This window comes from Microbispora sp. NBC_01389 (assembly GCF_045040095.1).
Classification (GTDB): domain Bacteria; phylum Actinomycetota; class Actinomycetes; order Streptosporangiales; family Streptosporangiaceae; genus Microbispora.
The window spans coordinates 6,738,009-6,761,039 of the sequence record NZ_CP109552.1; the positions used below are offsets into that span (position 1 = coordinate 6,738,009).

Annotated in this window: 21 protein-coding genes; 12 read left to right on the top strand and 9 right to left on the bottom strand. The window is 71.6% G+C overall.

What is annotated here, in order from left to right; all coding sequences use genetic code 11:
* The first annotated feature begins 42 nt into the window (after positions 1–42).
* A complete protein-coding gene (locus tag OG344_RS29760) occupies positions 43–1,617 on the top strand; it encodes a PQQ-dependent sugar dehydrogenase (protein ID WP_405085917.1) in 1,575 nt (524 codons plus the stop codon).
* A gap of 164 nt (positions 1,618–1,781) precedes the next feature.
* The gene (locus OG344_RS29765; protein ID WP_405085918.1) at positions 1,782–3,284 is read left to right on the top strand and encodes a DUF2079 domain-containing protein; all 1,503 of its coding nucleotides are present in this window, start codon (positions 1,782–1,784) and stop codon (positions 3,282–3,284) included.
* Here the strand turns inward: OG344_RS29765 and OG344_RS29770 are convergent.
* Positions 3,272–5,137 (bottom strand): hypothetical protein, encoded by a 1,866-nt coding sequence (locus OG344_RS29770; protein WP_405085919.1) that lies wholly within the window; start codon positions 5,135–5,137, stop codon positions 3,272–3,274. The two genes, OG344_RS29765 and OG344_RS29770, sit on opposite strands and share 13 nt — an antisense overlap.
* Before the next feature lie 483 nt (positions 5,138–5,620).
* Here OG344_RS29770 and OG344_RS29775 point away from each other — a divergent pair, with 483 nt between their 5' ends.
* From OG344_RS29775 to polX, 9 genes are all read left to right on the top strand, one after another.
* Positions 5,621–7,168: a sensor histidine kinase gene (locus tag OG344_RS29775; RefSeq protein WP_405085920.1), complete on the top strand. Its 1,548-nt coding sequence runs from the start codon at positions 5,621–5,623 to the stop codon at positions 7,166–7,168.
* A gap of 92 nt (positions 7,169–7,260) precedes the next feature.
* On the top strand, positions 7,261–7,695 hold the full coding sequence (locus tag OG344_RS29780; RefSeq protein ID WP_405085921.1) for a roadblock/LC7 domain-containing protein: 435 nt from the start codon (positions 7,261–7,263) through the stop codon (positions 7,693–7,695).
* On the top strand, positions 7,692–8,048 hold the full coding sequence (locus OG344_RS29785; RefSeq protein WP_405085922.1) for a DUF742 domain-containing protein: 357 nt from the start codon (positions 7,692–7,694) through the stop codon (positions 8,046–8,048). Before OG344_RS29780 ends, OG344_RS29785 begins: the two co-directional genes overlap by 4 nt.
* 4 nt (positions 8,049–8,052) lie before the next feature.
* Entirely contained in the window at positions 8,053–8,652 is a 600-nt protein-coding gene (locus tag OG344_RS29790) for a GTP-binding protein (RefSeq protein WP_405085923.1), read from the top strand.
* A complete protein-coding gene (locus OG344_RS29795) occupies positions 8,649–9,986 on the top strand; it encodes a cytochrome P450 (protein ID WP_405085924.1) in 1,338 nt (445 codons plus the stop codon). Before OG344_RS29790 ends, OG344_RS29795 begins: the two co-directional genes overlap by 4 nt.
* A 9-nt stretch (positions 9,987–9,995) precedes the next feature.
* Positions 9,996–10,970, top strand: coding sequence for an aldo/keto reductase (locus OG344_RS29800; protein ID WP_405085925.1), 975 nt, complete (start codon positions 9,996–9,998; stop codon positions 10,968–10,970).
* Between the two features lie 82 nt (positions 10,971–11,052).
* On the top strand, positions 11,053–11,595 hold the full coding sequence (locus OG344_RS29805; protein WP_405085926.1) for a GNAT family N-acetyltransferase: 543 nt from the start codon (positions 11,053–11,055) through the stop codon (positions 11,593–11,595).
* 10 nt (positions 11,596–11,605) lie between these two features.
* Complete coding sequence (locus tag OG344_RS29810; protein ID WP_405085927.1) at positions 11,606–12,532, top strand: alpha/beta hydrolase; 927 nt, start codon at positions 11,606–11,608, stop codon at positions 12,530–12,532.
* 5 nt (positions 12,533–12,537) lie between these two features.
* Complete coding sequence (gene polX, locus OG344_RS29815; protein WP_405085928.1) at positions 12,538–14,223, top strand: DNA polymerase/3'-5' exonuclease PolX; 1,686 nt, start codon at positions 12,538–12,540, stop codon at positions 14,221–14,223.
* Between the two features lie 76 nt (positions 14,224–14,299).
* Here polX and OG344_RS29820 read toward each other — a convergent pair whose 3' ends face one another.
* The gene (locus OG344_RS29820; RefSeq protein WP_405085929.1) at positions 14,300–15,205 is read right to left on the bottom strand and encodes a helix-turn-helix domain-containing protein; all 906 of its coding nucleotides are present in this window, start codon (positions 15,203–15,205) and stop codon (positions 14,300–14,302) included.
* 286 nt (positions 15,206–15,491) lie between these two features.
* Here OG344_RS29820 and OG344_RS29825 point away from each other — a divergent pair, with 286 nt between their 5' ends.
* Positions 15,492–17,039, top strand: a complete 1,548-nt coding sequence (locus OG344_RS29825; RefSeq protein ID WP_405085930.1) for a WS/DGAT/MGAT family O-acyltransferase — start codon at positions 15,492–15,494, stop codon at positions 17,037–17,039.
* Positions 17,040–17,104: 65 nt separating this feature from the next.
* Here the strand turns inward: OG344_RS29825 and OG344_RS29830 are convergent, their stop codons facing one another.
* From OG344_RS29830 to OG344_RS29860, 7 genes are all read right to left on the bottom strand, one after another.
* Positions 17,105–17,704 carry a helix-turn-helix domain-containing protein gene (locus OG344_RS29830; protein ID WP_327046549.1) on the bottom strand — a complete coding sequence of 200 codons (600 nt, stop codon included), beginning with the start codon at positions 17,702–17,704 and terminating at the stop codon, positions 17,105–17,107.
* Positions 17,705–17,915: 211 nt separating this feature from the next.
* A complete protein-coding gene (locus OG344_RS29835) occupies positions 17,916–19,514 on the bottom strand; it encodes a cation acetate symporter (protein WP_405085931.1) in 1,599 nt (532 codons plus the stop codon).
* Positions 19,511–19,855: a DUF485 domain-containing protein gene (locus OG344_RS29840; protein ID WP_327046551.1), complete on the bottom strand. Its 345-nt coding sequence runs from the start codon at positions 19,853–19,855 to the stop codon at positions 19,511–19,513. The genes OG344_RS29835 and OG344_RS29840 overlap by 4 nt, the downstream gene beginning before the upstream one ends.
* Positions 19,856–20,033: 178 nt before the next feature.
* Positions 20,034–21,509: a cation acetate symporter gene (locus OG344_RS29845; RefSeq protein ID WP_405085932.1), complete on the bottom strand. Its 1,476-nt coding sequence runs from the start codon at positions 21,507–21,509 to the stop codon at positions 20,034–20,036.
* Positions 21,510–21,591: 82 nt separating this feature from the next.
* The gene (locus OG344_RS29850; protein WP_405085933.1) at positions 21,592–21,942 is read right to left on the bottom strand and encodes a hypothetical protein; all 351 of its coding nucleotides are present in this window, start codon (positions 21,940–21,942) and stop codon (positions 21,592–21,594) included.
* 17 nt (positions 21,943–21,959) lie between these two features.
* Positions 21,960–22,709 carry a LytR/AlgR family response regulator transcription factor gene (locus OG344_RS29855; protein WP_405089198.1) on the bottom strand — a complete coding sequence of 250 codons (750 nt, stop codon included), beginning with the start codon at positions 22,707–22,709 and terminating at the stop codon, positions 21,960–21,962.
* A gap of 110 nt (positions 22,710–22,819) precedes the next feature.
* Positions 22,820–22,984, bottom strand: a complete 165-nt coding sequence (locus tag OG344_RS29860; protein ID WP_405085934.1) for a hypothetical protein — start codon at positions 22,982–22,984, stop codon at positions 22,820–22,822.
* Between the last annotated feature and the right edge of the window lie 47 nt (positions 22,985–23,031).

Genomic DNA, 23,031 nt, shown 5'->3' on the forward strand with positions numbered 1-23,031 from the left:
GGTTCACAAGCCGCACGGCGGCCCGCCGTCCCGGGAGCATCGATGTCCAAGCACCTCACCGCGAGTCTCACCGCGAGTCTCACCCCGAGTCTCGCGGCGCGTCTCGCGGCGCGTCTCAGAGCCCGTCCCGCCGTGGCGCTCGCGACCGCCGTCGCCGCGGCCGCCGCCGGGGCCGCGTTCGCCATGGCCCGCCCGACGGCGGCGGTGGCCGCGACCGGCGGGTTCGACTTCGCGCGGGCCCAGGTCGCCGCCACGGGCCTGCAGACGCCCTGGGGGCTGACCTTCCTCCCGGACGGCAGCGCTCTCGTCTCCGAACGCGACACGGCGAACATCATGCAGGTGAGTCCCGGTTCGTCGCCCGTACGGGTGGCGACCGTCCCGAACGTGTCGCCCGGCGGAGAGGCCGGCCTGCTCGGCATCGCGGTCTCCCCCACCTACGCCCAGGACCAGTGGGTCTACGCCTACTTCACCAGCGCGTCCGACAACCGGCTGGTCAGGTTCAGGCTGAGCGCTCCGCAGACCCAGCAGGTGATCCTCTCCGGCGTGCCCAAGGCGCAGTTCCACGACGGCGGGCGGATCGCGTTCGGCCCCGACGGCATGCTGTACCTCTCCACAGGCGACGCCGGCACCTCCGCCAACGCGCAGGACCTGAACAGCCTGGGTGGCAAGATCCTGCGGATGCGGCCCGACGGCACCGTGCCGCCGGACAACCCGTACGGCTCGCGCGTGTACAGCTACGGCCACCGCAACGTCCAGGGGCTCGCCTGGGACGAGGGCGGCCGGATGTACGCCAGCGAGTTCGGCCAGAACACCTGGGACGAGCTCAACTACATCGTCCCCGGCGGCAACTACGGCTGGCCGACCTGCGAGGGCGTGTGCACCGACTCGCGCTTCCGCAACCCCATCGTCACCTGGAGCACGTCCGAGTCCTCGCCCAGCGGCCTGGCGTACGCGAACGGCACGCTCTTCGCCGGGGCGCTGGCCGGGAAGCGGCTGTGGACGGTGCCGGTCAGCGGCGGCAGCAGGACCGGCACCCCGGTGGCCGAGTTCCAGGGCACGTACGGCCGGCTGCGCGCCGTGGCCGTCGGGCCGGACGGCTGGCTCTGGGTCGGCACGAGCAACCGTGACGGCAGGGGGACCCCCGCCGCCAACGACGACCGGATCCTCCGCGTCCCGCCGGCCGGCGGCTCGTCGCCCAGCCCCTCGCCCAGTGCCTCGCCCAGCCCGTCGGCCACGCCCTCGCGCAGCCCCTCGGCGTCGCCGAGCCCTTCTGTGAGCCCCTCCGCGAGCCCGTCGCCGTCGGCCGGCCCCCGCGCGTGCTCCGCGGCGTACCGGATCGTGAACCAGTGGCAGGGCGGCTTCCAGGGCGAGCTCGCGGTGCGCAACTCCGGGACGGCGGCCATCACCTCGTGGACCGTCACCTTCGCCTTCCCCGACGGCCAGCGCGTCACGCAGTCCTGGAGCGGCCGCTTCACCCAGTCGGGCGCCACGGTGACCGTCGCGAACGAGACGTACAACGGCGCGCTGGCCCCGAACGCCTCGACGACGGCCGGCTTCAACGCGAGCTGGTCCGGGGCCAACCGGGTCCCGACCCCGGTCAGCTGCACCGCCGCGTGACCCGGCACGCTTATCGGTCCTACTAATAATCGAATAAAAGCCTGACCCGTATATGGTTCGCCTTGTTCGGCGATGTGAACGGTCCCTCACCCCGCTACTGTGGGCTGGCCCTGAACGATCAAGGGCGCGTTCCCCAGTTCCCGGGCACCGAGGACAACTCAAACGTGACAAAAGGTCACATCGCCGCACTTGCACTGCTTTCTGGTATCGCAGGGGTCGTCTACGCCACTCTCGGACTCGTCGAGCTGCACACCTTCCGGAGTGGCGTCTACGACCTCGTGATCTTCGACCAGGTGGTGCGCGGCTACGCGGAATTCACGCTGCCCGGCTCGCTGGTCAAGGGCCAGTGGAACCACATCGGCATTCCCCTGCCGATTTTCAGTGATCACGTCTCGCCGATTCTCGCCCTGCTGGGGCCGCTGTACTGGATACACGACGGGCCCGCGACGCTGCTCATCGCCCAGGCCGTGCTGTTCGCCGCCGCGATCCCCGTCCTGTGGGTCGCCGGGCGGCGCCTGCTGGGCACCACCTGCGCCTACGCGATGGTGTGCGCCTACGCCCTCAGCTGGCCGATCGCCGAGGCGGCCGCGTTCCAGTTCCACGAGTTCGCCTTCATGCCGCCGCTCACCGCGCTGCTCTTCGAGCGGTGGCAGGCCGGGCGGCGCTCCCACGTCGTCCTGGTCGCCGTGCTTCTGCTCGCGGTGAAGGAGGACGTCGGCCTCCTGGTCGCGGGGTTCGGGGCCGCCCTGCTCTTGGGGCGGCGCCGACGGCACTGGCGACCCGTCGCCGCTCTGCTGGTCACCGGCGGCCTCGCCTGCACCGTGATCGCGACCCGTGTGGTCATCCCGGCGTTCGGCGGGAGCCCCTACCGTTACTGGGCGTACGGCGGTCTGGGGCCGGACCTCGGCGCCGCGCTCGGGCACGTCGCCGCGGACCCCCTTGGGTCCCTCGCCGTGCTGGTCATCCCGGCGGCCAAGGTGGGGACCACGCTGTGGCTCCTCGCCCCCTTCGCCTTCACCTCGCTCGCGTCCCCGTTCGTCCTGGCCGCGCTCCCCATGCTGCTCACGCGGCTGCTCGCCACGGATCTGCCGAGCTGGTGGGGGACGCACTACCACTACAACTCGGCCATCGTCGTCCCGCTCCTTCTCGCCGGCGCCGACGGCGCGAGGCGGATCGCCCTGGTGATCGAGAAGCGGTGGCCGGGCCTCGACCATCGCGTCGTCGCCAGGGCGTGGGCCGGGTGGCTGGCGATCGCGGCCGTCGCGTCCATACCGCAGTTCGCCTTCCGCACCCTGTTCGACCCGTCGTTCTACTCCGGGGCCCCTCGCCAGGAGGCGGCCGCCGCGGCGGCCGCCCTGATCCCGGACGGCGCGCTCGTCGAGGCCGCCAACCAGCTCGGCCCGGCTCTCACCTCCCGCGCCAAGGTCGTGATCTGGCGCGACATGCCGTTACGCGCACCGTGGGTGGTCGCGGACACCGGCGGCCCGCAGCCGATGTTCTCGTCACGGATGGCCCAACTGGCCGACGTACGGCTGCTCCGCGACTGCGGCTACGAGCAGGTGTACGACCGTGACGGCTATCTGGTGCTCCATGCCGCCTCGCCGGGCTCCGCCGCACCCGACCTGACCCCCCACCGGTGCGCCCCTGACGCCACTCACTCCTCGTAGTCGTCGTCCCAGTCCGGCCAGGGGAGACCGAGCCTCTCCGCGAACTTCCGGCTGCCGCCGACGACCTTGGCGTGGGGCTTGGGGTCGTTGCCGCGCAGCCAGTCCACCAGACGCGCCGCCTGGCCGCCCGCGTCCGCGTCGTCGACGGGGACGGTCCATTGGAGCTGCACCCAGGGCTCGTCTTCCGGCCAATCCTCCCCGTCGAACGACGGCTCCCGTGGATGCCAGAAGTCGACCTGGATCTCGTGCTGCCGGTCGGCCTCCGCGTACGTGCCGCCCGCCTCGCACTCCCACGCCGCCAGGATGCCGGGATCCTCGCGCAGCGAGCGGCGCACCCCACGGGCGACCGTACGGGCGGGCCACTCCCAGTCGTGATCGTCCACGGCCCGGGCGACGACCTCGTCGTAGGAGCCGGCGGCGAAACGGAACGGCTCCAGGTCGACCGCCGGCGAATCGGGGTCGCGCCAGCCGCGCCAGACGACCGTGTCACCGTCACGGACGATCGTGACATAGAGGGCCCCGCAACACCCCTCGGTGCAGTACGCCTCGGCCAGCCGCGCCTCCCGGGCCTCCTCGGCCGCTGCAAGGCCGCCCAGCAGGTGCTCCGGATCGTACGGCCGGCCCTTGCGGAACGCCCGCGCGACGACCGGGAGGCCGTTGACCAGCGGCCTCGTCTCCACCCGGCCCGGCAGCGCCGGATCGGGGACGACGACATGCACCGCCAGCCGGTCCCGCCCATCCTCGGGAGGCCGCGAGGGGAACCCCGGCACGACCGGCAGGGCGGCGATCGCCCGGCGTGCCCAAGCCGCCCGGCGGCGGGTCATCGGGTCGGGCGATCGCGCCGCCCCGGCGAGCGTCTCCACCGCGCGCGCCGAGGTGAGCAGGCGGCGCAGCCGCTCCAGCGTCGTCTCCCGGACGCCGGGCCGCCACGGCAGGCACGCGGCGTGACCGCTGGTCAGGTCCTCCGCGAGAGCGACGGCCGGGGCCAGCGAGTCCAGCACCGGGGGCACGGCCGCCGCTCGTACGGCGAAGGCCGCGAGGGCCCGGCAGGCGTCGTCATAGTCACGCAGCGCGGAGAAGTCCTCCCAGGCCATCGCCTGGAGGAGCCGGCCCGCCACGAGGACCGCCTGGTCGTCGGTCTCGCCGTCTTCGAGGACGTCCGCGAGGCGTACGGACTGGGCCACCCGCTGCGCGTGCCCGCCGGCCGTGGGGTCCTGGTCCGTGGCGTGCCGGAGCAGCCAGGCGACGGCGACGGGATCATCCGCCCGGCACATCGCCTCGATGGCACGGCTGCGGGTGAGCTGTGACGACCGCTCCGCCAGCCACACCAGCGCCCCGGCCGAGCCGGGGATCGACTCCAGCACGGCCACGGCCACGGGCCCGAGACAGGGCAGCAGACCGAGCGTACGGACCAGGGGGACGTCCTCGGGGCGTGCCCTGCCCGCCAGCAGGCACAGGCCGACCAGCGCGGGACGGCGGTCCTTCGCCTGCCGGGCCAGCCAGACGCCCGCCTCGCGGGCGGGTTCGGTGGTGGGCCACGGCAGGCCCTCCAGGACGTCGGGCCTGATCGCCCACGAGGGGACGTCCAGGGAGCGGAGGTCCTCGTGCAGCTCGTCGAGGGAGCGACCGGGGCCGTCGAAGTGGGCGCGGAGCACCGCGGCCACCGCGGCTCTGGCCTGCTCGACGGAGAAGAAGCCGCTGTCGGGCCGGGGACGCCGGTGGCCGGCGTCGTCGGGATAGGGGCGTCCGCCGTCGGGAAGGGGTGCGCCGGGTGTCAGCGCGTGCAGGCGGGACGCATGATCGAAAAGGGACGGCCGGTTGTCGAGCGCCCTGCGCTCGGGGGCCAGGCTCACCGGCCGGAGACGAACTCGATTCTCTCGTTCATGCCTCCCACGATGCCATCCCCGCCCGCCGACGACAAGATCCAGTCAGCGCACCCGAACTCCGTCACACGAAGGGCTTCCCCTGCGGCCTGCGCGCGCACTCCGGCCCCGATCCACCGAGGAAGATCATCACCATAAGTCCATAAATGTCCCAAAAGTGAGTATTCGTCAACGGATGCGTTGACTCGTGGTTGGTTAAAACTGAAACACATGGTTCGAGAGTGACTGTCTGTTCTTAGTCGTAGCCGTGGTGCTACGGTATGCGCCTGTTCGCGCTCTGCTGTGAAAAGGCACCGCATGGCCGTCCCGTCTAACAGGGAGAACAGCAGGTTCGACGCGGCCTTGTCATACTCTGCCGCCACCCCGAGGACGCCGATGTCAGTAGATGCACCCCACCGGCCACGGAGAAGGTTTTCACCGAGGGAACTGGTGGTCCTCGCCGCTCTCGGTACCATGATCATCACGGCCTGCGCGTGGTTGTGGGCGATGTCCGCCGCCCCTTATGAGGCCAGAGAGCTGATGGCGCTCGTCGGCGGGATCTCGGCCGTGCTCCTGTCCGGCGCCGTCGCGGCCGCCGTCCACTACTCCGGCACCGGTCGCCGGCTGCGTGAGCAGGCCGAGTGGGCCGGCGCGCGGTTCACCTGGCTGGAGCGGGAAACGCTGCGAATGGCCGAGGAGTCGCTGCCCTCGCTGGGACGTCAGGTGCGGGACGGTGCCTCGGTCGCCGACGCGCTCTCCCGGATACCGCAGCCTCCGGACGGCCCGCTGCGGCACCTGCTCTCAGCGGCCGGGCACGAGCTCGAACTGCTCGAACGCGAGCGCGCCGTCGCCCAGGTGTCCCGCGATGCGACCGAGGGCGAGATCTCCCGGCTGATCGACGAAACGCTGCCGGAGCTGTTCCGGCGGATCCAGACGGACCGGATGTCGATGAGCGCCGCACTGGCCGAGATACGCCAGCCGGGGCAGGACCCGCTACGCGACCTGCTGCGCGAGACGGCGCGGCAGCTCTCCGAGAGCGAGCGCAGGGGCACCGCCGTGATGGCGGCGTGCGCCGGGGCCGCGGCCCGGGTGCAGGCACAGGCCACGAGCCTGCTCGCCCGGCTGCGCGAACTGGAGGAGCAGTACGGCGAGCATGAGGAGGTGTTCGCCGACCTGCTGGACCTGGACCACCGCGTCTCCCAGATGAGCCGGCTGGCGGACAACATCGCGCTGCTGAGCGGCGGCCGTTCCGGGCGGCGATGGACCCGGCCGATCGTCATGGAGAGCATCCTGCGCGGCGCGATGGGCCGCATCAGCGCCTACCGGCGCATCCGGCTGCACTCCACCAGCACCGTCGCCGTCGCGGGGTACGCGGCCGAGGGCGTGATGCACGCGCTGGCCGAGGTGATGGACAACGCCGCCACGTTCTCGGCGCACGGCACCGAGGTCCACGTGTACGTGGACGAGGAGGACGCCGGCGTCGTGATCACGATCGAGGACAGTGGCCTGGGGATGCGCCCGCGCGAGCGGCAGCACGCCACCAGGCTCGTGTCCGAGCCGCTCGACCTGCGGACGCTGTCCGGTACCCGCCTGGGCCTGGCGGTCGTGGGCCGTCTGGTCGACAAGTACGGCCTGACGGTCAGCTTCCGGTCGTCCGCCCGCGGTGGCGTGGGGGTCGTGATGCTGATCCCGCGCCTGCTGATCACGCAGCCCCTGCCGGCCACCGTGCCGCCCGACGCCGAGTCGTCGGTCCGCCACCCCGTGCAGGCCGCCGAGCGGGCCGCCGTGCGGGCACCGGCCGTACCCGCGCAGGAGGGGCCGGCCGACGAGTCCGAAGATCTGCTGCCCAGGCGGCGCCGGGGGCAGACGCTGGCCGAGGCGACCAGGGCGCGGCAGGCACCGCCGGCCAAGCCCGCGCGCGAGGGGCCCGACTCGGCTGCGAGGTTCGCCGCGTTCCGCCAGGCCGGCGGCCGTGGGCGCACTTCCTCTTCAGCCCCTCCCCCGGCCCCGGGCGACTCTTGACACGCGTCCGCCGACCACCGGACATCTTTGGATTCACAGACGAGGAGGCAGGGGCCGTCCCTCCCGCGCCGAAGGGGCACCCCGTCGTTTCTATGAGCACAACCGACGCTTCGCACACCACCGATCGTGACTTCGACTGGCTGCTGGAGAACCTCAAGGAGAAAACCCCGGGGATCAGGCATGTGCTGGTGCTGACCAGGGACGGCCTGAAGATGAGCTTCACCTCCGGCCTCGGCCGGGACGGGGCCGACCAGCTCTCCGCCCTGGCCGCCGGGATCCAGAGCCTCTCGCTGAGCGCCTCCGCCGAGTTCGGGGACGGCATCGGAGCGGGGCAGGCGATGGTGGAGTTCGCCGGCGGACTGCTGCTCATCGTGCCGGCCGGGGACGGCGCCCACCTGGCCGTGGTGGCCGAGGATGACGGCGACGTGGGGCTCATCGCGCACAACATGAACGAACTGGTGGAGCAGATCGGGGTGTACCTCACTGCGGCACCGCGGCAGACGGAGAACAGCGACGACCGCGGATGACACGGCGAGCCATCGACCAAGAAGACCCTGACCGGCTCTACACGGTCACCGGTGGGCGTACCAGCGCCGATGAGAAGACCTTCGACTCCGTCTCCCTCATCGTCAGCGAGTGCGCCCCCACCCCCGGTATGCAGTCCGAGCACATCAAGATCCTGCGGATGGCCCGGCGGCCGACGGCGGTGGTGGAGATCTCAGCGGAACTGCGACTGCCGGTCAGCGTGGTGAAGATCCTGCTGTGCGACCTGCTGGACACCGGTCGCATCACCGTCCGTCATCCGTCGATCGCCGCACAGGCCGGACGACCGGATCCCGAAATCCTGAGGCAGGTGCTCGTTGCGCTCCACAACCTCTGACCAGATGGCGGCCCCCACGCGAACGCCGCTACGCACGACCGCTGCGGACGCCCTGAAAATCGTGATCGTCGGCGGGTTCGGGGCGGGCAAGACGACCATGGTCGGCTCGGTGAGCGAGATCCGCCCGCTGAGCACCGAGGAGGTCATGACCCAGGCGAGCGTGGGCATCGACGACGCCAGCCGGGTACGGACCAAGTCGACCACCACGGTGGCCTTCGACTTCGGCCGGATCACGCTGAACGCGAGCAAGGTGCTTTACCTTTTCGGCGCGCCCGGTCAGCAGCGGTTCTGGTTCGTGTGGGACCAGTTGTTCGCCGGCAGCCTGGGCGCGGTCGTCCTGGTGGACGCCCGCCGCCTGGAGGATTCCTGGTACTCCATCGACCGGCTGGAGCACCACCGGACCCCGTTCGTCGTCGCGGTCAACCGCTTCACCGACGGGCCCACCCTGGATTCGGTGCGCGAGGCGCTGGCACTGTCGCCCGAGGTCCCGCTCATCGACTGCGACGCGAGAGAGCGGTCCTCGTCCAAGCACGTGCTGATCACGCTCATCGAGCACCTCACCCGCACCTACGACCAGTTGCCCGCCCGAGAGAGCATGCCGTGACGAACTCCCCTCCCCTGCCCGACTCCACAGACCCGTCCGCCGCCTCGCCCGCATCGCAGCATCCCGAGCGGAGACGGGAGCCGCTGGAGGGATACGCCGGCCACGCCGATGCCGTACGATTGCACGCGTCACTGATCGGCGACGACCCGACCGCGCTGTTCCAGGAGATGCGCCGCGAGCACGGCCCCGTCGTCCCGGTTCTCCTCGACGGCATGCCCGTCTGGTACGTGATCGGTTATCGCGAGCTGCACCATGTCACCAGCCAGCCGCAGTTGTTCGGACGCGACCCCAGGCGCTGGAACCTGCAGGACCTCCTCCCCCCTGACTGGCCGGCGCGCCCGTACGTGACATGGCAACCGTCCGTGATGTACTCCGAGGGAGCCGAGCACCAGCGGCGGATCGGCGCCATCAGCGACGCGCTGGACAGCGTCGACCGCACCGAGCTCGCCCTGATCTGCGAGCGGATCGCCGACCGCGCGATCGACGAGTTCTCCGGGGACGGCCAGACCGACCTGATCCCCCAGTACGCCGACCGGATTCCGGCTCAGGTCATCACCCGGCTGTTCGGGCTGGCGGAGTCCGACCTGCCGGAGCTGGTCGAGGACGTCAACCACGTGCTGGGTGGGGGTGAGGAGGCCCCCTCGGCGATCTTCCGGATTCTGGAGAAGGTAAGCCGGCTCATCGCCGACAAGCGCGCCCTGCCGGGCCAGGACCTCACCTCACACATGCTGGCGCACCACTCGGGACTCACCGACGAGGAGATCGTCCAAGACCTGATCATGGTGATGATCGCCTCCCATGACAACTGCTCCAACTGGATCGGCAGCACCCTGCGGCTGATGCTGATGGACGACCACTTCTCGATGAGCCTGCAGGGCGGCCGCAGCAGCGTCGGCGAGGCGCTGAACGATGTGCTGTGGAAGGACCCGCCCACGCCGAACATGCCCTCACGCTGGGCCGTGCAGGACTGCGAGCTGGCCGGGCGGCGCATCCGCCGGGGCGACATGCTGGTGCTCGGCGTCGCCGCGGCCAACGCCGATCCGCAGGTGCAACCGGCCGCCCATGCCGGCTCCGGCGCCAACCGGGCGCACCTGGCCTTCGGCCACGGCGAGTACGGTTGTCCCTTCCCCGCGCCCGAACTCGGCGGGATCATCGCCAAGACGGCCGTGGAGGTCCTCCTCGACCGGCTGCCCGACGTCTATCTCACCGTGAAACCGGACGCGCTGCGGTGGCGCCCTTCGCTGTGGGTTCGCAGCCTGGAGGCCCTGCCCGTACGGTTCAGCCCGGCCGTGCCGATCGGCCGGGGCCCGTCGCTCCGGAGTTGGGGTGAATAGGGTGCTGGCATGGATTACGGACGACTTGGCACCACTGGTCTGAAGGTCAGCAGGCTCTGCCTCGGCATGATGAGCTACGGGGAGGCCTCCAAGTGGGGCGGATGGGCCCTGGAGGAGGATCTCGCCGAGCCCATCGTCCGCAGGGCCGCCGAAGGCGGGGTGACGTTCTTCGACACCGCCGACATGTACTCCGCCGGTGTCAGCGAGGAGGTCACCGGGCGGCTGCTGCGCAAGATCTTCACCCGGCGCGACGACTACGTGCTCGCCACCAAGGTCTACTTCCCGATGGGCGAAGGCGGCAACGACCGCGGCCTGTCCCGCAAGCACATCATGTCGGCGATCGACGCCTCCCTCGCCCGCCTGGGCACCGACCACGTCGACCTCTACCAGATCCACCGGTGGGACGACGAGACGCCGATCGAGGAGACGATGGAGGCGCTGCACGACGTAGTCAAGGCCGGCAAGGCCCGCTACATCGGCGCCTCCAGCATGCGGGCCTGGCAGTTCGCCAAGGCCCAGCACACCGCCGACAGGCGCGGCTGGACCCGCTTCGTCTCGATGCAAGATCATTATAACCTCCTGGACCGCGAGGAGGAGCGGGAGATGATCCCGCAGTGCCTCGACCAGGGCGTGGGGCTCATCCCGTGGAGCCCGCTCGCCCGCGGCCTGCTCGCCCGCGCCGGACAGCCGGCCGACACCGCGCGGCAGACCGGCGACGGCGCCCGGCAGCGGCAGCTGTACGGCGGACCGGCCGTCGAGACGATCCTGGACCGGGTGGCGCGGACCGCCGCCGACAGGGGCGTCTCCCCCGCGACCGTCGCCCTCGCGTGGCTGCTCAGCCGTCCGGGCGTGACCGCCCCCATCATCGGCGCGACCAGGGAACACCATGTGGACGACGCGCTCGCCGCGGTGGACCTCACGCTGACCGAGGAGGAGATCGCCTTCCTGGAGGAGCCGTACCAGGCCAGGTCGCCGCAGTATTAGCGGGTCGCCCCGGAGCCCGCCGCCGCGCGGGTCATGACCTTAATCCGTTGCCGGAGCCGGGGGCGGGCGGCAGGCTGTACGGGTGCTGATCCGACGTGAGAACCCCGGCGACGTCGAGGCCGTGCGGGCGGTGGTCGCCGCCGCCTTCGCTCCCCACCAGGAGGCCCGCCACCCGGGCCGGCCGCAGGTCCCGCCGGTCGAGGTCGTCCTGCTCGACGACCTGCGTACGGACCCGGGCTGGCTGCCGGAGCTGTCGCTCGTCGCACCGGCGCCGGACGGCGGGATCGCGGGTCACGTCCTGTGCACCAGGGCCCACGTGGGGACCGTGCCCGTGGCCGGCCTCGGCCCGCTGTCCGTGCATCCCGCCCACCAGCGGCGGGGAGTGGGATCGGCGCTGGTGCACGCCGCGCTCGGGGCGGCGGAGGCGCTCGGCGAGCCGCTGGTGGGGCTGCTCGGCGATCCCGCCTACTACAGGCGGTTCGGCTTCGAGCCCGCCTCGGCCCACGGCGTCGCGGCGCCGGACCCTTCCTGGGGCGACTTCTTCCAGGTGCGCGTCTTCGAGCGGTCCGCGCCGCGCGGGCCTTTCACCTACGCGGAGCCCTTTTCCAGGGTTGACGGCGGGTGATCGGTATGACATGCAGCTCCTCGTGAAGAAGATCCTGACGTGGCTCGTCCTCGTCGTCACGGTGACCGGCTGCCAGAGCACCGCCGAGTCCGCGACACCGGCGCCCGCCGGCTACCCGGCCAAGGTCGTCGAGCAGGAGGCCGTGGACGGGCGCACGGACAAACTCGTGATCGACTCCCCAGCCACGGGCGGGCGGCGATCGGTGTGGGTGCTGAAACCCGCGGCCTGGAAACCGGGTTCCACCGGCTGGCGCGCGTTGTACCTGCTGCACGGCTGCTGCGCCGGCGGCGGCTGGGACTGGCTCAGGACGGGAGAGGTGGCTCGGCTGACCGCCCGGCTCAACGCCGTCGTCATCGTCCCCGAGGGCGGTTCGATGGGCTGGTACGCCGACTGGCGCGACGGCCTCGCCTGGGAGACGTTCCACATGACCGAGGTGCCCCGCCTGGTCGAGCCGCGGTACGGCGTCGGGAAGCGCCGTGCGGTCGCCGGTTTCTCCATGGGCGGCCTCGGCGCGTTCGGCTACGCGGCCCGGCATCCGGGTGTGTTCGAGGCCGCGGCGTCGTTCTCCGGGGTGCTCGACACCCGCGAGGACGTCCCCGGATATCGGGCGTTCATGGCGGACAACGGCGTGGACACCGAGGACCTGTGGGGCGACCCGGGCGCCTGGCCGGAGCACAATCCCGCCGACCTGGTCGGGCGGTTGAAGGGTGTGCGCCTCTACGCGTCCTCAGGCGACGGGGAGCCCGGTCCGCTGGACCGGGGCGACGGGGCGATCGATCGCACCGAGGCCGCGATCATGCGGCAGAACCGGAACTTCGCCAGGGCCGCGGAGAAGGCCGGGGTGAAGGTGACGACGGATTTCTACGGAAAGGGCACCCACACCTGGCCGTACTGGATACGTTCGTTCGAACGCGCGCTGCCGCTTCTCCTACCCTGAGACACATGGGACGGGCCAATGACGAGGCGGCCGCGGCGCTGCAGGAGTACGCCGAGCTTTTCGCGCTGAACGGCGGGGACGCGTTCCGGGTGCGCAGCTATCAGAAGGCGGCCAAGTCGATCGCGGGGTTCCCCGGAGACCTCGGCGAGACCGACGTCCGGTCGATCCCCGGGGTGGGCGAGGCCATCGCCAGGAAGGTCGAGGAGTTCCTCGCGCGGGGCAGCTTCCGGCAGCTCGACGACCTGCGTTCGCGGGTGCCGGAAGGGGTGCGCGGGCTGACCCGGATCCCCTCGCTCGGCCCGAAGAAGGCGCTGTTCCTGTTCCAGGAGCTGGGCATCGACTCCCCCGCCGCCCTGGCCGAGGCCATCCGGGGCGGCCGCCTCGCCGGCGTGCGCGGCTTCGGCGCCAGGACCGAGGAGAACCTGCTCAAGGGCATCGAGCACATGGAGCGGTCGGGCGACCGGGTCCACCTCGGGATCGCGACGGACCTCGCCGAGCGGGTCGTCGCCTCTCTGCCCGCCGAGAGGATCGCCGTCGCGGGGTCGCTGCGGCGGATGCGCGAGACGATCGGCGACGTCGACGTCCTCGCCGTCGGAGACCCCGGCCTGATGGACCTGTTCGTGCGGCAGCCGTACGTCACCGAGGTCGTCGCCAAGGGCGAGCGGAAGACCTCGGTGCGGACCGACCGCGGCCCGCAGGTCGATCTGCGGCTGGTCCCCGCCGAGTCGTGGGGCGCCGCGATGATCTACTTCACCGGCAGCAAGGAGCACAACGTCCGCATCCGGGAGATGGCGGTCAGGAAGGGCTGGAAGCTGTCGGAGTACGGCCTGTTCGACGGCGAGCGGCTGATCGCGTCGGAGACCGAGGCGGAGATCTACCAGGCGCTCGGCATGCGGTGGGTGCCTCCGGCGCTGCGTGAGGACGGCGGCGAGGTGGAGGCCGCGCTGCGCGGCGAGCTGCCGCGCCTGGTGGAGCTGGGCGACCTGCGGGGCGACCTGCACACCCACACCGACCTCACCGACGGGATCGCCTCGCTGGAGGACATGGTCGCCGCCGCGGCCGCCCGGGGCTACTCCTACTACGCGGTCACCGACCACGCGCCCGACCTGGTCATGCAGCGGATGACGCTCGACAAGGCCCTCGCCCAGCGGGCCCGCATCGCCGACATTCAGGCGAAATATCCGGACATGCGGTTGCTGCACGGCAGCGAGCTGAACATCGCCCCCGACGGCTCGGTGGACTGGCCGGCCGAGGTGCTGGCCGGGTTCGACGTCTGCGTGGCCTCGGTGCACTCGCACTTCACCCAGTCGCGGGAGGAGATGACCCGCCGTTTCGTCACGGCGTGCGAGAACCCGCACGTCCACGTCATCGGCCACCCCACGACCCGCAAGATCGGCAAGCGGCCCCCGGTGGACGCCGACTGGGACGCCGTCTTCCGCGCCGCCGCCCGGACCGGCACGATCATGGAGATCGACTCCTATCCCGACCGGGCCGATCTGCCCTCCGACCTCGTGCGGCTCGCGCGCCACCACGGTGTGACGTTCTCCATCGACAGCGACTCCCATGCGATCCCGCATCTGGCCCACCAGAGGTTCGGCGTGGGGATCGCCCAGCGGGCCTGGCTCACGCCGGACGACGTCGTCAACACCTGGCCGCTCGACCGGCTGCTGGCCCGTCTCGGCGGCCGGTGACCACGTGGACGCCCTGAAGGACCTCCTCGGCCGCATGGCTTCCCGGCCCTTCCCCGCGCCGGGTCGAAACACGCTCTCACAGTTCCCGGAGGATCGCGTGGAGCAGGGACTCGGTGTTCCCCGCGGGCTCGGCCTGCACGCTGAGCTCGCTCATCACGACGGTGTAGTCGTCGACGTCCTCCTGCTTGTCGAGATAGAGAGCGCCGCTCAACTGCTCCAGGTAGACGACGTCGGAGAGGTCGGGCTCGGCGAAGCGCAGGATCGAGAAGGAGCCCCCGGCGGCGGCGTGACCACCGGCCTGGAACGGCAGGACCTGCAGGGTGACGTCCGGGCGCGCGGCGACCTCGATCAGACGCTCGATCTGGCCGCGCTGCACGGCGCGGCCGCCGACGGGGCGGCGGAGCGCCGCCTCGTCCACCACGGACCACAGCCGGGGTCCGTCGGGGTGGTCGAGCAGCCGCTGGCGCCGCAGGCGGAGGCTGACCCGGCGGTCGATGTCGTACATCGACGCCCTCCTGTGGCGTACCCGGAAGACCGCGCGGGCGTACTCCTCGGTCTGCAGCAGGTCGTGGACGAACTGCGCCTCGAAGGTGCGGATGGTGGAGGCGGCCTCCTCCAGCCCGACGTAGGGCCCGAACCAGCTGGGCAGCAGGTCGTTGTACTGGTGCCACCAGCCGGGCACGCCGGCCTGCCGCGCCAGCGCCTGCATCGTCTCCCGCTCGGTGCTGTCGGTGACGCCGTAGAGGGTGAGCAGTTCGGCCAGGTCCTGCTGCTTGAAGGGAATGCGGCCGAGTTCCAGTCTGCAGATCTTGGAGTTGGAGGCGCGGATCGCCCGCCCGGCCTCGTCCCGGCTGATGTTCCTGCTCTCGCGCAGCCGGCGTAACCGCCCGCCGAGCATCATGCGCAGGACCGTCGGTCCGCCCCGCGGCTGCGCCGGCCGTCCGCCCGGGTAGGTCGCAGCCTCCGATCCGGCCGAGATCATTCCTGTCCTCTCCTCTCTTCGTACGTGGTTCGTGGCCAAGTGGTGCGCTTGTACACGCTTTCGAACACCATGCCATATCGGATCACTGTTCGTGGGGTGGCGGCTGCAACCGGTTGCAACGGAACGGGGGCAACCGCGATCTTCTGGCCCGGGTCACGGCCGCACCTCGACATCCCCCGGCGGCACGGGGGAGAAATGCGGCGGTAACGCGCCGCTGCCATGATGGTCACGGTGCGCAGGCGGACGATCGCCGAGCGCCGGGGAGGGGTGCCAGGAGGATGACGAGATGCGCCAGCTGACGGCACTCGACGCGCAGTTCCTGGCCGTGGAGTCGGCGACGACCGCGGCGCATGTGGCGGGCGTGGCCGTCTTCGATCCGTCGGCCTCGCCCTCCGGCGGCCTGACGCGCGAGGCCCTGCTCACCCTGCTGCGGGAGCGGCTGCACCTCGCCGCGCCACTGCGGATGCGACTGGCCGACGTGCCCTTCGGCCTGGACCGGCCGTACTGGATCGACGACCCGGACGTGGACCTCTGCGCGCACGTGCGCGAGACCACCCTGCCCGCGCCGGGCGGCGAACGGGAGCTCGCGGCGTACGTGGCGGACGTCCACGCGCGGCGGCTCGACCGGACGCGCCCGCTGTGGGAGGCGCACCTCATCCACGGCCTGGCGGGCGGGCGGGTCGCCCTCTACATCAAGGTGCACCACTGCGCGATCGACGGCGTGACCGGGTCGGAGATCCTCACGGCGCTGCTCGACCCCTCGCCGCAGCCTCGCCTCGTGGAGGCGCCCGCGAGACCGCGCCCCGCGCCGTCGCGGCCGCCCGGGCTGCTCGCGATGCTCGCCGGGGCGGTCACCCGCACGATCGTGCAGCCGGTGGAGGCGCTGTGCTCGCTCGCCCGCGCCGCCGCCGACCTGGACACGATCCCGGTGGTGTCGGCGCTGCCCGACGCGCGGCTGGTGGCCCGGGCCGCCCGCGCGCTCGCGGGAGACTCGCGCAGGCTGCCGGAGACGCCGCCGCTGGCCGCGCCGCGCACACCGTTCAACGGCCCGATCTCGGGGGCGCGTGCGGTCGCCTTCGGGTCGGTGCCGCTCGCGGAGGTCAGGAGAGTGGCCAGGGCCTTCGGCATGGGTCCGAACGACGTGGTCATGACGCTGTGCGCCTCGGCGCTGCGACGCTGGCTGCTCGCGCACGACGCGCTGCCCGACCGCCCGCTGGTCGCCGCCGTGCCGGTCGCGCTGCGCACCACGGGATCGTCGCCCGGCCCGGCGGACGGGCGGGTCGGCAACCGGATCTCGGCGATGATCACGCCGCTCGCCACCGACGTCGCCCGTCCCGGAGAGCGCCTGATGGCCGTACGCTCCGCGCTGGCCGCCGCCAAGCGGCGCTTCGCCGTCTCCCACCGCAGCTGGCTGGACGACGTGTGCGCGCTGGTGCCGAACGCGTTCGCCGCGCTGGCCACGCCGCTCGTGTTCCGGCTCGCGGGAGTGGCGGGGGCTGGCGTGAACCTCATCGTGTCGAACGTGCCCGGCTCGCGCCTGCCTCTCTACCTGTGCGGGGCGCGGATGCTCTCCTATCACCCGCTGTCGGTGGTCACCGACGCCACCGGCGGGATCAGTGTCACCTGCGCGTCGTACGACGACCGGCTGGACTTCGGCGTCGTCGTGTGCCCCACCCGGGTGCCGGACGTGTGGAGCGTGACCGGCCACCTGCGCGAGGCGATGGACGAGCTCGTCGCGCTGCTCGACGAGGCGCCGCCGCATGGAGACCGTGAGCGGGAGTCGCCGGAGGGGCGCGAACAGATGGCGGGGCGCGAGGAGAAGGTGCCCGCCTGAGGGCGTCCGGTGCGATCGGCCGGTGCCGCTGATCAGTGGCTGGTCAGTGGCTGGTCAGCGGCTGATCAGTGCAGCGCGTTGGCGATCAGCTCCGCCACCGCGTCGGGATCGATGTGGTGGCCGGTGAGCAGGCAGATGCTCTCCTGGTAGAGCAGGACCGCGGCGAAGGTGGCGGCGGCGGCCTCCACCCGGGCGGCGTCGCCGCGCCCGCCCGGCAGGGCGAGCTCCAGGGCGAACCCGGCCCTGCGGATGATCTCGCTGTTGAGGCGGCCCAGCCGCTCCCGTACGGACAGGTGGGTGTCGGCCTCCCGGAACAGGATGCGCCGCATCGCGGGCGACGCCCGCAGCGGCAGCCGGCGGGCGAGCCGCGACAGCGTGCCCGCCGCGTCGCCGGGCAGGGCCTCGACCTCCTCCTCCGTGACGACTGTGCGCTCGTCCACCAGCGAGACCAGCACGTCGATCTTGCGCGGGAAGTAGTGGAAGACCAGCCCCTTGGGCACCCCGGCGAGCTCGGCGATCCGCGCCGTCGGCGTCGCCTCGTAGCCGCCGCCCGCGAACAGTTCCTCGGCGGCGTCGAGGATGCGGGTGCGGGCGTCGCCGTCCTGCGGGCGCGCCCTTCTCCGGGTACGCGACCAGGCCCTGGCGGTCTGGAGGGGGTGGTCCACGGACCGAACCCTAACCAGAGCGGGTGCTCCAGCACCATGACGCGAGGGACAGGGCAGTCATACGCCCGGCCGCGGGCGGATGGCCCGCGGCCGGGCGTACGGGGGCGCCGGCGGGGTGCGGCCGGCGTCCCGGGTCAGTGGCCGGCCTCGGTGGTTCTCTCGGTGGCTCGCCTCAACGGCTCGCCTCGGTGGCCGGCCTCGGTGGTTCGCCTCAGTGACCGGTGGCCTGCTCGGCGCCGATGCCGGTGAGCGAGCGGACCTCGATCTCGGCGTACTTCGACGCGTTGTACTCCTTGCTCAGGATCGTGCCGAGGTAGCCGCACAGGAAGCCGATCGGGATCGAGAAGATGCCGGGGTTCGACAGCGCGATCAGGTGGAAGTCCACGTCGGGGAACATCGCCGTCTTGGCGCCGGAGACGACCGGCGAGAAGATCACCATCACCACGGCGGAGATCAGGCCGCCGTAGATGGCCGAGACCGCGCCCGCCGTGTTGAACCTCTTCCAGAACAGGCTGTAGAGGATCGCGGGCAGGTTGCCCGACGCGGCGACCGCGAAGGCCAGTGAGACGAGGAAGGCCACGTTGAGCGACTGGGCGAAGATGCTCAGCGCGATCGCGACCGCGCCGATCACGAAGGCGGCGACCCGGGCGACGACCAGTTCCTGCCGCTCGGTGACGTTCCCGCGCTTGAACACGTGGGCGTAGAGGTCGTGGGCGAAGCTGGAGGAGGAGGCCAGCGTGAGCCCGGCGACCACGGCGAGGATCGTGGCGAACGCGACCGCCGCGATGACCGCGAGCAGCACCGTGCCGCCGACGTCGCCGAAGACCTGTGTGCCGATCTCCTGGGCGAGCAGCGGCGCCGCCGTGTTGCCCGACTTGTCGATCTTGCCGTGGACCAGGGCCGCCGCGCCGAAGCCGAGGACCAGCGTCAGCAGGTAGAACACGCCGATGATGCCGATGCCCCACAGGACCGACTTGCGGGCGTCCCTGGCGGTCGGCACGGTGTAGAAGCGGATGAGGACGTGCGGCAGACCGGCGGTGCCGAGCACCAGGGCCAGGCCGAGGCTGATCAGGTCGATCTTGCCCCAGATGCCCTGGGCCTCGGTGCCGTACTTGAGGCCGGGCGTGAGGAACGCCTCACCCTTGCCGCTCGCCGTCGCGGCGTCGCCGAGCAGGCCCGACAGGTTGAAGCCGAACTTGCCCAGCACGAGCAGGGTGATGAGCGCGGCGCCGACCATCAGCATGACGGCCTTGACGATCTGCACCCAGGTGGTGCCCTTCATGCCGCCGAAGACGACGTAGACGATCATCAGCAGGCCGACCGCGATGATCGTCCAGATCTTGCCGGCCTGCGAGGTGACGCCCAGCAGCAGCCCGACCAGGGCGCCCGCGCCGACCATCTGCGCGAGCAGGTAGAAGATGCTGACGACGATCGTCGACACGCCGGCCGCCGTACGGACCGGGCGGGGGGACATCCGGAACGCCAGCACGTCGGCCATCGTGTACTTGCCGGAGTTGCGCATGAGCTCCGCGACGAGCAGCAGCGCGACCAGCCACGCGACGAGGAAGCCGATCGAGTAGAGGAAGCCGTCGTAGCCCGACAGCGCGATGATTCCGGCGATGCCGAGGAACGACGCGGCCGACATGTAGTCGCCGCCGATCGCCAGGCCGTTCTGCAGGCCGGTGAACGAACGGCCGCCCGCGTAGAAGTCGGACGCGCTCTTGGTGTTGCGGCTCGCCCAGAACGTGATGCCGAGCGTGCCGGCTACGAAGACCACGAAGAGGATCGTGGACAGGGTCTCGTGGCTCACTTGGCGCCCTCTCCGACCTCGTCGCGGTTGCCGGCCTCGGCGCGCAGCTCGCCGGCGAGCGGGTCGAGCTTCGCCGCCGCGTGCCGCGAGTACGCCCAGGCGATCAGGAACGTCGAGACGAACTGCAGCACGCCGAAGACGAGGGCGACGTTGATGTTGCCGAAGAGCTTGGTGCCCATGAAGTCCCGGGCGAAGCCGGACAGAAGCACATAGAGGAGGTACCACACCAGGAAGGCGATGGTCATGGGGAAGGCCCAGGACCGGTAGCGGCGGCGCAGCTCCTGGAACTGCTCACCCGCCTGTATACGCTCATAGACCGATGGATCGTGCTGGACGGTCACAAGATCTCCTTGGGCAAGTGATCTGAATCACCACAACGTAGGAGCGTGGTGCGCCCGCCGACGAGCCCCGGGGAGCGCCGCGTCGCCCAGCCGTAGCGCCGGATCGTTCACATGGCGCGACGATGCGACGAAAGGTCGGTTGCGCGCGCCGAACGGCCGGACGGCGCGGGGAAAACGGTCACATGTGCCGGGGACGCCAGTCGCCGCGGTCGACGTTCAGCGTCTCCGGCGTGTGCAGGCGGACCATCGTGCGGGCCACGCCGCGCGGCACCCGCGAGGGCGTCAGCAGCGACACCGTCACCATGACGGTGAACGACACGGGCACCGTCCACGCGGCCGGCTCGGCCAGCAGCGACCCCGCCCAGCCGGCGTGCGGGCCGCCGCTGATCGTCGCGACCACGGCGGTGCAGGCGAGCCCTCCCCCGGCCAGCAGCCCGGCGAACGCCCCCGTCGTGGTCAGCCTGCGCCACCAGATGCCGAGCACGAGCAGCGGGCAGAACGACGAGGCGGCCACGGCGAACGCCAGCCCCACCACGGTCGCCACCGGCAGCGACCGGGCCGCGCCCGCCAGCGCGAACGGCACGACCACCGCGAGCACGGTCGCGTAGCGGAACGAGCGCACCCCGCCGCGCAGGATGTCCTGCGCGATCACCCCGGCGACCGACACCGTCAGCCCCGACGAGGTGGACAGGAACGCCGCGAACGCCCCCGCCGTCACCAGCGCCGTGAGGAACTCCCCCACCGGGCCGCCCACCAGCCGCCCGGGCAGCGTGAGGACGACCGTGTCACCCGCCGGCACGCCGTAGACGTGGCCGAGGTAGCCGTACACGGCGGGCATCACGTAGAAGGCGCCGAGCAGCGTGAGCACGACGAGCGTGGTGCGGCGCGCGGCCCGGCCGTCGGGGTTGGTGTAGAAGCGGACGAGCACGTGGGGCAGTCCCATGGTCCCGAGGAAGGTCGCCAGGATCATCGAGTACGTCTCGTACACCGGGTGGTCGCGGCCGTGCAGCGGCAGCGCCCACTCGTCTCCGGCGGCGAGCCCCGGCGCGCCGCCGGACCACCAGGCCATCAGCATGAACACCAGTGGCAGCGCCAGCGCGGTGAGCTTCAGCCAGTACTGGAACGCCTGCACGAAGGTGATCGACCGCATGCCGCCCGACAGCACGTTCGCCGCGACCACCGCCGCCACCAGCAGGCTGCCCGCCCACGGCGGCGCCCCGGTGATCGTACGGAAGACCAGCCCGGCGCTCTGGAACTGCGGCATGAGGTAGAGCCAGCCGATGAGCACGACGAGGACGCTCGACAGCCGCCGCACGGCCATCGACTCCAGCCGCGCCTCGGCGAAGTCGGGCAGCGTGTAGGCCCCCGAACGGCGGAGCGGCGCCGACACCAGGACCAGCAGCACGAGATAACCGCCGGTCCAGCCGACCGGCAGCCACAGCATGTCCGCGCCGAACGTGAGGATGAGCCCCGCGACACCGAGGAACGAGGCCGCCGACAGATACTCCCCGCCGATCGCCGAGGCGTTCCACAGCGGTGAGACGGTGCGGGACGCGACGTAGAAGTCCGAGGTGGTGCGGGACATCCGGATGCCGAACGCGCCGATGAGAACGGTCGCCAGCAGCACCACGCCGACGGCGGCGATCTGGCTCACCCGTGCTCCGTCCTCACCCGCGCACCGTCCTCACCCGCGCACCGCTCGTCACCCGCGCACCGTCCTCACCGGCGCACGGTCCTCACCGGCGCTCCACGAGGTCGGCGAAGTCGCGTTCGTTGCGCTCGGCCTGCCGGACGTACAGCCAGGCCCCGACGACAAGCGCCGGATAGATCAGCCCGGACAGGACCACCCACGGCAGCGGCAGCCCGAACAGGTCGGCCGCGCGCAGCTCGGGGGCCAGCAGGAACAGCAGCGGCAGCCCGCCCACGACGCACGCCAGCACCGTGCACACGAACAGCGCCAGCCGGAACTGCGTGCGCACCAGGGAGCGCATGTAGACCTCACCCAGGTGGGTCTGCTCGTCGATCTCCCGGGTGAGCGGATGGCGGGGGCGCCGGGCCGCCGCCGTGCGCGGGCTGGTCACCGTCACCCGGCGAGGCCTGCCCGTCACCGGCCCTGGCCCTTGCGCGCCCGGCGGACGAGCAGGTCGCGTAACTCCCGCGTGTGCCGCCGGCTCACCGGGATCTCGGTGTCCCCCACGCGCACCACGCACTTGCCCGAGTCGATGTGCAGTTCGTCGATGTGCCTGACCGCGACGAGATGGCTGCGGTGCACCCGCAGGAACCCGGCCTGCGCCCAGCGCTCCTCCAGCGTCGCCAGCGGGATGCGGACCAGGTGGCTGCCGGTCGCGGTGTGCAGCCGCGCGTAGTCGCCCTGCGCCTCGACGTACCGCACCTCGGTGCTGGCCACGAACCGGGTCACTCCGCCCAGCTCGACCGGGATGGTGTCGGCCTGCGGCCCCTCCCCCGGCTCGGCGCGGCTGCCGCAGACCCGGCGGATCGCCTCCGCGAGCCGCTCCGGCCGTACGGGTTTGAGCAGGTAGTCCTCGGCCTTGAGCTCGAAGGCGTCCACGGCGTGGTCGTCGTACGCCGTGACGAACACGATCTTCGGCGGGCGGGTGAACTGGGTCAGCAGCCGGCCCAGCACCACGCCGTCCAGCCCGCGCATGCGGATGTCGAGGAACACCGCGTCCACCGGCCTGCCGTCCGCGATGGCGCGGTCGAGCAGCTTGAGCGCCGCGGCGCCGTCGCGGGCGGTCAGCACCTCGCCGATGCGGGGGTCCGCTCTGAGCAGGTAGGCGACGTCCTCCAGCGCGGGCTGCTCGTCGTCCACCGCAAGGACCCGCAGGCCGCTCACGATCACCCCTTTCACCGGCCGATCCCCTAGAGACTGATGACCACCACGTCGGTAGTCAACGTCTCTCGCCATCACGACCGCATCACGGCTGGAATCGCGGCGGTCCGAGCTCAGCCCGGACGGCGGCGGAGCAGCGCCCCAGGGTCGATCGTCACCCGGAACGGCTCGTCGAGCGTCACCGGCTCCCCCATCCGGACGTCGTGACGCTGGCGATATTCGCCCGCGGCGAGCTCGAAGACGATGAGGCGCGGCTCCGGCTGATCGAGACGGACCACCCATTGAACTCCTCCCCGGCCTGAAGGCCGGAGATTCTCCCGTCACG

What these genes read in the sequence shown, in the direction of transcription:
- OG344_RS29810 (WP_405085927.1), top strand. Translation starts at nt 11,606, where the DNA reads ATGCAGCTCCTCGTGAAGAAGATCCTGACGTGGCTCGTCCTCGTCGTC.
- OG344_RS29825 (WP_405085930.1), top strand. Translation starts at nt 15,492, where the DNA reads ATGCGCCAGCTGACGGCACTCGACGCGCAGTTCCTGGCCGTGGAGTCG.
- OG344_RS29760 (WP_405085917.1), top strand. Translation starts at nt 43, where the DNA reads ATGTCCAAGCACCTCACCGCGAGTCTCACCGCGAGTCTCACCCCGAGT.
- polX (WP_405085928.1), top strand. Translation starts at nt 12,538, where the DNA reads ATGGGACGGGCCAATGACGAGGCGGCCGCGGCGCTGCAGGAGTACGCC.
- OG344_RS29775 (WP_405085920.1), top strand. Translation starts at nt 5,621, where the DNA reads ATGATCATCACGGCCTGCGCGTGGTTGTGGGCGATGTCCGCCGCCCCT.
- OG344_RS29785 (WP_405085922.1), top strand. Translation starts at nt 7,692, where the DNA reads ATGACACGGCGAGCCATCGACCAAGAAGACCCTGACCGGCTCTACACG.
- OG344_RS29790 (WP_405085923.1), top strand. Translation starts at nt 8,053, where the DNA reads ATGGCGGCCCCCACGCGAACGCCGCTACGCACGACCGCTGCGGACGCC.
- OG344_RS29780 (WP_405085921.1), top strand. Translation starts at nt 7,261, where the DNA reads ATGAGCACAACCGACGCTTCGCACACCACCGATCGTGACTTCGACTGG.
- OG344_RS29800 (WP_405085925.1), top strand. Translation starts at nt 9,996, where the DNA reads ATGGATTACGGACGACTTGGCACCACTGGTCTGAAGGTCAGCAGGCTC.
- OG344_RS29820 (WP_405085929.1), bottom strand. Translation starts at nt 15,205, where the DNA reads ATGATCTCGGCCGGATCGGAGGCTGCGACCTACCCGGGCGGACGGCCG.